At 67.5% G+C, this 7,011-nt stretch carries 6 protein-coding genes; 4 read left to right on the forward strand and 2 right to left on the reverse strand.

Annotated features, from left to right (window positions below; genetic code table 11):
- Positions 1-25: 25 nt before the first annotated feature.
- On the reverse strand, positions 26-775 hold the full coding sequence (locus tag ACQP1O_RS28805; RefSeq protein ID WP_433561576.1) for a response regulator transcription factor: 750 nt from the start codon (positions 773-775) through the stop codon (positions 26-28).
- Between the two features lie 238 nt (positions 776-1,013).
- Entirely contained in the window at positions 1,014-2,603 is a 1,590-nt protein-coding gene (locus ACQP1O_RS28810) for a GMC oxidoreductase (RefSeq protein ID WP_433561577.1), read from the reverse strand.
- A 73-nt stretch (positions 2,604-2,676) separates the two neighbouring features.
- Between ACQP1O_RS28810 and ACQP1O_RS28815 the strand changes: the two genes are divergently transcribed.
- From ACQP1O_RS28815 to ACQP1O_RS28830, 4 genes are all read left to right on the forward strand, one after another.
- Positions 2,677-3,354, forward strand: coding sequence for a TetR family transcriptional regulator (locus ACQP1O_RS28815; RefSeq protein WP_433561578.1), 678 nt, complete (start codon positions 2,677-2,679; stop codon positions 3,352-3,354).
- Positions 3,355-3,433: 79 nt separating this feature from the next.
- Positions 3,434-4,189 carry a thioesterase II family protein gene (locus ACQP1O_RS28820; protein ID WP_433561579.1) on the forward strand — a complete coding sequence of 252 codons (756 nt, stop codon included), beginning with the start codon at positions 3,434-3,436 and terminating at the stop codon, positions 4,187-4,189.
- Between the two features lie 88 nt (positions 4,190-4,277).
- Positions 4,278-5,459 (forward strand): xylose isomerase, encoded by a 1,182-nt coding sequence (gene xylA, locus ACQP1O_RS28825; protein ID WP_433561580.1) that lies wholly within the window; start codon positions 4,278-4,280, stop codon positions 5,457-5,459.
- A 4-nt stretch (positions 5,460-5,463) separates the two neighbouring features.
- Complete coding sequence (locus ACQP1O_RS28830) at positions 5,464-6,906, forward strand: xylulokinase (RefSeq protein WP_433561581.1); 1,443 nt, start codon at positions 5,464-5,466, stop codon at positions 6,904-6,906.
- The last annotated feature ends 105 nt before the right edge of the window (positions 6,907-7,011 follow it).

A 7,011-nucleotide genomic window follows, 5' to 3' on the forward strand; every position in this document is an offset into this window, starting at 1 on the left:
GGACGCACCCCGCTCCCGCGTGGACTCACTGAGCCGGCTTGAGGACATACCCCGCACCTCTCAGTGTGTGGATCATCGGCGCGCGGCCGCTGTCGATCTTCTTACGCAGATAGGAGACATACAGTTCGACGATGTTGGAGCGGCCGCCGAAGTCGTAGCTCCAGACCCGGTCCAGGATCTGCGCCTTGCTCAGCACCCGGCGGGGATTGCGCATGAACAGCCGCAGCAGCTCGAATTCCGTTGAGGTCAATACGATGTCGACGCCGTCGCGCGTGACCTCGTGGCTGTCCTCGTCGAGCATCAGATCGCCGACCACCAGCCGCGAGCCGCTGTCCTCGCTCGCGATGCCCGCGCGCCGCAGCAGCGCCCGCAGCCGCAGCACCACCTCGTCGATGCTGAAGGGCTTGGTGACGTAGTCGTCGCCGCCCGCGGTGAAGCCCGCGATCCGGTCCTCGACCGAATCCTTGGCGGTCAGCAGCAGGACCGGCAGATCCGGGAGCAGGTGGCGCAGCCGGTCGAGCACCTCGAGACCGGTCATATCGGGCAGCATCACATCGAGCACGACCACATCGGGCCGCAGTTCGCGCGCCCTGGCGACGGCCGCGCGCCCATCCCCGGCGGTGCCGACGGTCCAGCCCTCGTAACGCAGGGCCAGGGCAAGTAATTCGGCCAGCGCCGGTTCGTCGTCCACCACCAGCACGCTGACGGGACTGCCGTCGGCACGACGCATGACGGAGCGCTCGATCGGGGTGTTTCCCGAGGTCAGAACTGACATCGTTACAGCGTCGGGGAGATCACTGGGCCGAAGCTGTACCGAAGCTATGGGTCAGCTGTGAGAGCTGTGCGCCCGCTGTGCGCTCCGGGTCGGCGTTCGAGCCGGCCGCCGACCACCACCCGCAGCATGGCCTCGGCGATGGGCGCCCGGATGACCGGCAGATCGCGGTGTCGCCGCAATCTGCGCGCGGACCGCAGGAAATCGGGCCGAGTTCGGTACGGCGCGTCCGTGGGAACGGTCAAATCGCTTGCCCCACATCGGCGGCCACCAAGTGGTCCAGCGCACGTTCGGCCAGGGCCGCGATGGTCATCGACGGGTTGCAGGCGGCGGTGTTGCCGGGCATGAGCGCGCCGTCGAGGACGTACAGGCCGGGTTGGCCGTGGACGCGCCCGTCCAGGTCGCACACCGTGCCCATGCTCGCGCCGCCCAGCGGATGCCAGGTGGAGGGGAACGCGAGATTGGTGTCGAGCAGGACGCTCGACGGTCCGGCGATGCGTTGCACCGCGGGGCCGATGTGATTGTCCTGGATGGCGCTATCGCCGTCGGCGGGCCAGTGCAGGGTGGCGGCATCGGTCGCCGAGTCGTAGCGGAATTCGCCGCGGCCGGTGCTGAGCCCGTAGCCGACCATCATGGTGCTGTGCGCGTCCATCGACAGCGGTGGAATGGACGCCTGGATGACGGTGTGCGCGTTGTTCGGGTCATCCCAGTTCAGGCTGCCGTAGACGACCGGACCGCCCTGGGCGAGGCCGAATTCCTCGGTGGGAGCGGACCACACGTAGATGCGGTCGGCATTGGTGCCCCACCCGCGGCCGAGTTCGTCCGGAAGATCGGGGATCTGGCCCGTGGCCCCCGCGCGTACCAGCAGACGCGTGGTATTCAGGCTGCCCGCGGCCATGACCAGAGCATTGGTGGTGAGGATCTTGTTCTCCAGCACGGTGCCGGCGGTGTCGGTGCGGTTCACGTGCACGACCCAGCGGCCGTCCGCGGCCTGCTCGATATCGGTGACCTCGTGCAGGGTCTCGACGGTGACGCGGCCGGTGGCCTCGGCGGCGGCGATATAGGTGACGTCGACCGAGTGCTTGCCGCCATTGTTGACGCCCATGGCCCCGTCACCGTTGGTGTAGGAGGGGGCCATCTCGCCGCGGAGTTCGGCGAGTGCGAAGTTCCAGTCGATGGGCATCGGGATCTTCGACAGCGGAAGACCGGCGCGGCGGACGTGATCGGCGAAAACCCTTGCGGCGGTGTAGTTCGGCGTGTTGATCAGTTCGTCCGGCGCCACGGCCAGGCCCAGCATGCGGGCGACCCGGGGATAGTAGACGGAATTCAGGGATTCCCAGTCGAGTCCGTCCGGGAAGTGAGCGCTGAAGACCGCCTCCGTCGGCTGCAGCGACATGCCCTGGTAGACAAGCGATCCGCCGCCCAGACCGGCCGCGCACAGGGCGGTCATGTTCTGGCCCGCCACGGCTTCGACGAGTCCGGTGTACTTGTCGAAAGCCAACGGCTTGCCGAACAGATCGGGACTCGACCGATGCCACAGGATGCGCTTGTCCGGCGAGCTGGCGTGCGGGAAGGTCTGCGCGTTCGGGCCGGTGGGCCAGCGCACGCCGCGCTCCAGCAGCAGCACATCGACACCCGCTTCGGCGAGGCGCAGGGCGGTGACACCGCCACCGAAACCCGACCCGATGACGATGACCCGGTGGTCCTCACGGGTGAGCTCCACTCTCCGGACCCGGGCGGCGATTCCTGCGCGGGCGACCGGCGCCGTCGCGAGCAGAGCAGCGGTGGCGGCTGCCCCGGACAGCAGGGAGCGACGCGAGATATCTGGCATTTGACACCTTGGAAGGTTCGTGCGGACGCGATGAGTAACCGGGTTACTCAAGTAACGGCGTTACTGTAACTGCATGGCCAAGGAGACGGAAGAGGCATCGAGAGCGAGGATTCTTCTCGAGGTCCGCACTCTGCTCGAATCGGACGGCTACGACGCCGTCCAGCTGCGCGAAGTCGCGCGCCGCGCCCGCGTCTCGCTCACCACCATCTACAAGCTCTTCCCCACCCGCGACGAGTTGCTCGTCTCCGCCATCGAAGCCTGGATGGAGGACAACACCTACATCCCGATGGAGTCCCCGCCCCCCGGCGAATCCATCCGTGACGGCCTGCTCCGCGTCATCCGCCACGTCTTCGACCCGTGGGAACGCCACCCGATCATGCTCGAGGCCTACCATCGGGCCCGCATCGGCCCGGCCAACCAACGCCTCGACAATCACGGCCTGGACGCCGTCCTCCCCATCGCCGCCGCCGTTCTCGCCGGCGCCGAGCCCCGCTACCTCGAGGACATCGCCGTCGTCCTCTCCAACATGACCTTCTCCCTGCTCGGCCAATGCGCCGACGGCACCCTCCAGGTGTCCGAAGTCCTTCCGATCCTCGAACGCGCCGTCTACCGCCTGACGGCCAACAACGAGCCCGAGGCCACCGAGGCCCTCCGCCGCCGCGAATCCGCCACCGCTGCTCCCCTGCGCCCCGACGTAGCCGCCCCGTTCCGCCGCGCCCCTACGGATTCCCCTGCGCCACAACAGCCCTGACGCTCTCCCCCGCACCCGGCTCGAGCCCCTGTGCACGGTACCGTTCGGATGTTGAATCCGATGAAAGGCTCTCCACCCTATGGGCAATAGCTGGCTGCGTCACCTGTCTCCCGCACCGAGGAATGGCTCCCACAAGTTGGTCTGCTTTCCCCACGCCGGCGGATCCGCCCTCTCTTTCGGACCATTGGCCGAGTCCGTCGGTTCGGAGTTCGACGTTCTCGCCGTTCAATATCCGGGACGGCAGGACAGAAGGCACGAACGGCTCGTGGGCGATATTTCAGGGCTGGTCGACGGCTTGCTTCCCGAGGTGATCGAAGCTGTCGGGGATGCCGAGAATTTTTCCGTGTTCGGCCACAGCATGGGATCCGTCGTGGCTTTCGAGGCGTGCAGGCGGCTCGAGGATGAGGTAGGGGCAACGGCGACAGTGCTTTTCGCTTCCGGCCGCTGCGCTCCGTCGGCGACGCAAACCGGGCGCGTGCATCTGCTCGGCGATCGAGAACTGTGTGAGCAATTGCTTCGGGTCGGCGGTACGCCCGCGGTTTTGCTCGAGGATCCCGACTTTCGGGAACTGATCCTGTCGATCGTCCGGAACGACTACCGAGCCATCGAGACCTACGCGTGCACCACGGACACAATGGTCAAGTCCCCCATCGTCGCACTGGTCGGCGACCGTGACCCCGATGCGAGCTTCGCGGACATCCAGGCATGGAGCTCACACACCTCGGGAAGCTTCGCCGCACAATCGTTTCCGGGCGGTCACTTCTTCATCGATGCGAACTGCCGAGCGGTGGCGGAGCTGATCCGCGAGCACAGCTCGGCGGCGCTGTCGAGCTAGGCGACAACGACCGGGTGAGCCCTGCGACACACCCGCCGGGTTCTGCAGCACCGTGGTCAGCGCCAGCGCCAAATGAGAGAATCGTGCGATGTCCCGCCAACCCACACCGCAGGACAGGTTCTCGTTCGGACTGTGGACAGTCGGCTGGAGCGGCGCTGATCCGTTCGGTGCCGCGACCCGTCCGACGCTGGCTCCATGGGACTACGTCGACGGGCTGGCCCAGCTCGGGGCCTGGGCGATCAGCTTCCACGACAACGACATCTACCCATTCGACGCCGACGAGGCCGATCAGCAGCAGCGCGTCGCCAGGGTGAAGGACGCGGCCGATCGCGCTGGATTGGCGATCGAGATGGTCACCACCAACACCTTCACCCACCCGGTGTTCAAGGAGGGTGGACTGTGCGCCAACGACCGGGCGGTCCGCCGCTTCGCGTTGCGGAAGATCCTGCACGCGGTCGATCTGGCCGGACAGGTCGATGCCACGACCTTCGTCATGTGGGGTGGCCGGGAGGGCAGTGAATACGACGGATCCAAGGACCTCTACGCCGCGCTCGAACGGTACAAGGAGGGCATCGACACCGTCGCGGCCTACATCAAGGCACAGGGATACGACCTGCGCATCGCGTTGGAGCCGAAACCCAACGAGCCGCGCGGTGACATCCTCCTGCCGACCGTGGGACACGCCCTCGCGTTGATCGCGGAGCTCGACCATGCCGAGCTCGTCGGGGTCAACCCCGAGACCGGCCACGAGCAGATGGCGGGACTCAACTACACCCACGCGATCGGGCAGGCGTTGTGGAGCGGCAAGCTGTTCCACATCGACCTCAACGGGCAGCGCGGCGCGAAATACGACCAGGACCTGGTCTTCGGCCACGGCGATCTGATGTCGGCGTTCTTCACCGTGGACCTGCTCGAGAACGGGTTCCCCGGCTATCCCGACGGCCCTCGCTACACCGGAGCCCGGCACTTCGACTACAAACCCTCACGCACCGAACACATGCCCGGGGTGTGGGAATCGGCACGAGCGAACATGTCGACGTACCTGATGCTGGCCGACAAGGCCCGCGCATTCCGGGCCGACCCTCGCGTGCGGGAGGCCATGACACACGCCGGGGTGTTCGACCTCGCCCAGCCGACCCTCGGTGAGGCTGAATCGGTACAGGCGTTCGCGGCGGCCCGAGACCACCTGTTCGACCCCGAGACCGCCGCGACGCGCGACTACGGTTTCGTGCGCTTGCACCAACTCGCCGTCGAGCATGTGATCGGATGAGGCCATGACACTGGTGGCTGGGGTCGATTCCTCGACCCAATCCTGCAAGGTTGTCATCCGCGACGCCGACAGCGGCCGGCCGGAGCGCTCCGGTTCCGCCCCGCACCCGCCCGGAACCGAGATCGATCCCGAATATTGGTGGCAGGCACTGCAATCGGCGATACAGCAGGCCGGCGGCCTCGACGACGTGGCCGCGGTCTCGGTCGGCGGGCAGCAGCACGGACTCGTCTGCCTGGACGCCCACGGCGCGGTGATCCGTCCGGCGCTGCTGTGGAACGACACCCGATCCGCTGCTGCCGCACGCGACCTTGTTCACGAAATGGGCGACGGCGATCACGACACAGGTGTGCGGCGCTGGGTCGACGCGATCGGCACCGCACCGGTCGCGTCGCTGACCATCACGAAACTGCGCTGGCTCGCCGACCACGAGCCCGCCAACGCCGCCCGTATCGCAGCGATCGCGTTGCCCCATGATTGGCTGACCTGGCGGTTGCGCGGTGCGAGGTCGCTCGACGACCTGGTCACCGACCGTAGCGAAGCGTCGGGCACCGGCTATTTCGATCCGGTGTCCGGTATCTACCGGCGTGAGCTACTGGCAATGGCCTTGCGGTACAGCCAGACCCACGCGCAGGGCATCGTGTTGCCGGCGGTCTCGGCGCCGACGGAGCCCGCGGGCACCTGCGACCCTGCGCTGGGCCCGCCGGAGATGATCGTCGGGCCCGGGTGCGGCGACAACGCCGGCGCAGCACTGGGTTTGGGACTGCGCGACGGTGAGGTGATGCTCTCCCTGGGTACCTCGGGCGTGATCGCCGCCGTCACGACCACGCCGGTCCAGGACCCGTCCGGCACGGTGGCGGGCTTCGCCGACGCCACCGGTCGTTTTCTTCCACTGGTGTGCACTCTCAACGCCGCCAGGATCCTCGAGGCGACCGCCACCGTCCTCGACGTGGATCTCGACGAGCTGTCGGCGTTGGCGCTGGCGGCGTCACCCGGCGCGGGCGGGCTGGTACAGGTGCCCTACCTGCAAGGCGAACGGACGCCGAATCTTCCCCACGCCACCGGCTCCTTGTACGGCATGACGATGGAGTCGATGACCCGGGAGAATCTCGCCCGGGCGGCGGTGGAGTCGCTGCTGTGCCTGACCGCCGCTGCCGCCGACGTGTTCCGTCGTGGTTCGGTGCCCGTCGACCGGATCACGCTGACCGGTGGCGGTGCACGCTCGGCAGCCGTGTGCGCCATCGCGCCGGCGGTGTTCGGGGTGCCCGTCGATGTTCCCGTTCCAGGTGAATACGTCGCCGCAGGAGCCGCTCGCCAAGCCGCGTGGGTGATGTCGTCGGCCCCGCAGCCCCCTGCCTGGCCATTGGCCACAACCCGCACCTTTGCTGCAGACCCGTCGCCGGAATTGCTGACCCGATACCGGGAAGCAGCGGCACGCTCACACCCGTGATCCGCAGGTTCGGCACCGCCGCCAGATCCCTTGCATCGCTGCCGATTTCGGTATCCCGATCAACCTTCTCGAACAAGGCACCAGGCGAGAACGGCCGGGTGAGCC

The sequence above is a fragment of the Nocardia sp. CA-151230 genome (assembly GCF_050942175.1).
Classification (GTDB): domain Bacteria; phylum Actinomycetota; class Actinomycetes; order Mycobacteriales; family Mycobacteriaceae; genus Nocardia.

Bases quoted from the DNA above. Each gene is read 5' to 3' on its own strand.
- ACQP1O_RS28805 (WP_433561576.1), bottom strand. From the start codon at position 775: ATGTCAGTTCTGACCTCGGGAAACACCCCGATCGAGCGCTCCGTCATG.
- ACQP1O_RS28810 (WP_433561577.1), bottom strand. From the start codon at position 2,603: ATGCCAGATATCTCGCGTCGCTCCCTGCTGTCCGGGGCAGCCGCCACC.
- ACQP1O_RS28830 (WP_433561581.1), top strand. From the start codon at position 5,464: ATGACACTGGTGGCTGGGGTCGATTCCTCGACCCAATCCTGCAAGGTT.
- ACQP1O_RS28820 (WP_433561579.1), top strand. From the start codon at position 3,434: ATGGGCAATAGCTGGCTGCGTCACCTGTCTCCCGCACCGAGGAATGGC.
- xylA (WP_433561580.1), top strand. From the start codon at position 4,278: ATGTCCCGCCAACCCACACCGCAGGACAGGTTCTCGTTCGGACTGTGG.
- ACQP1O_RS28815 (WP_433561578.1), top strand. From the start codon at position 2,677: ATGGCCAAGGAGACGGAAGAGGCATCGAGAGCGAGGATTCTTCTCGAG.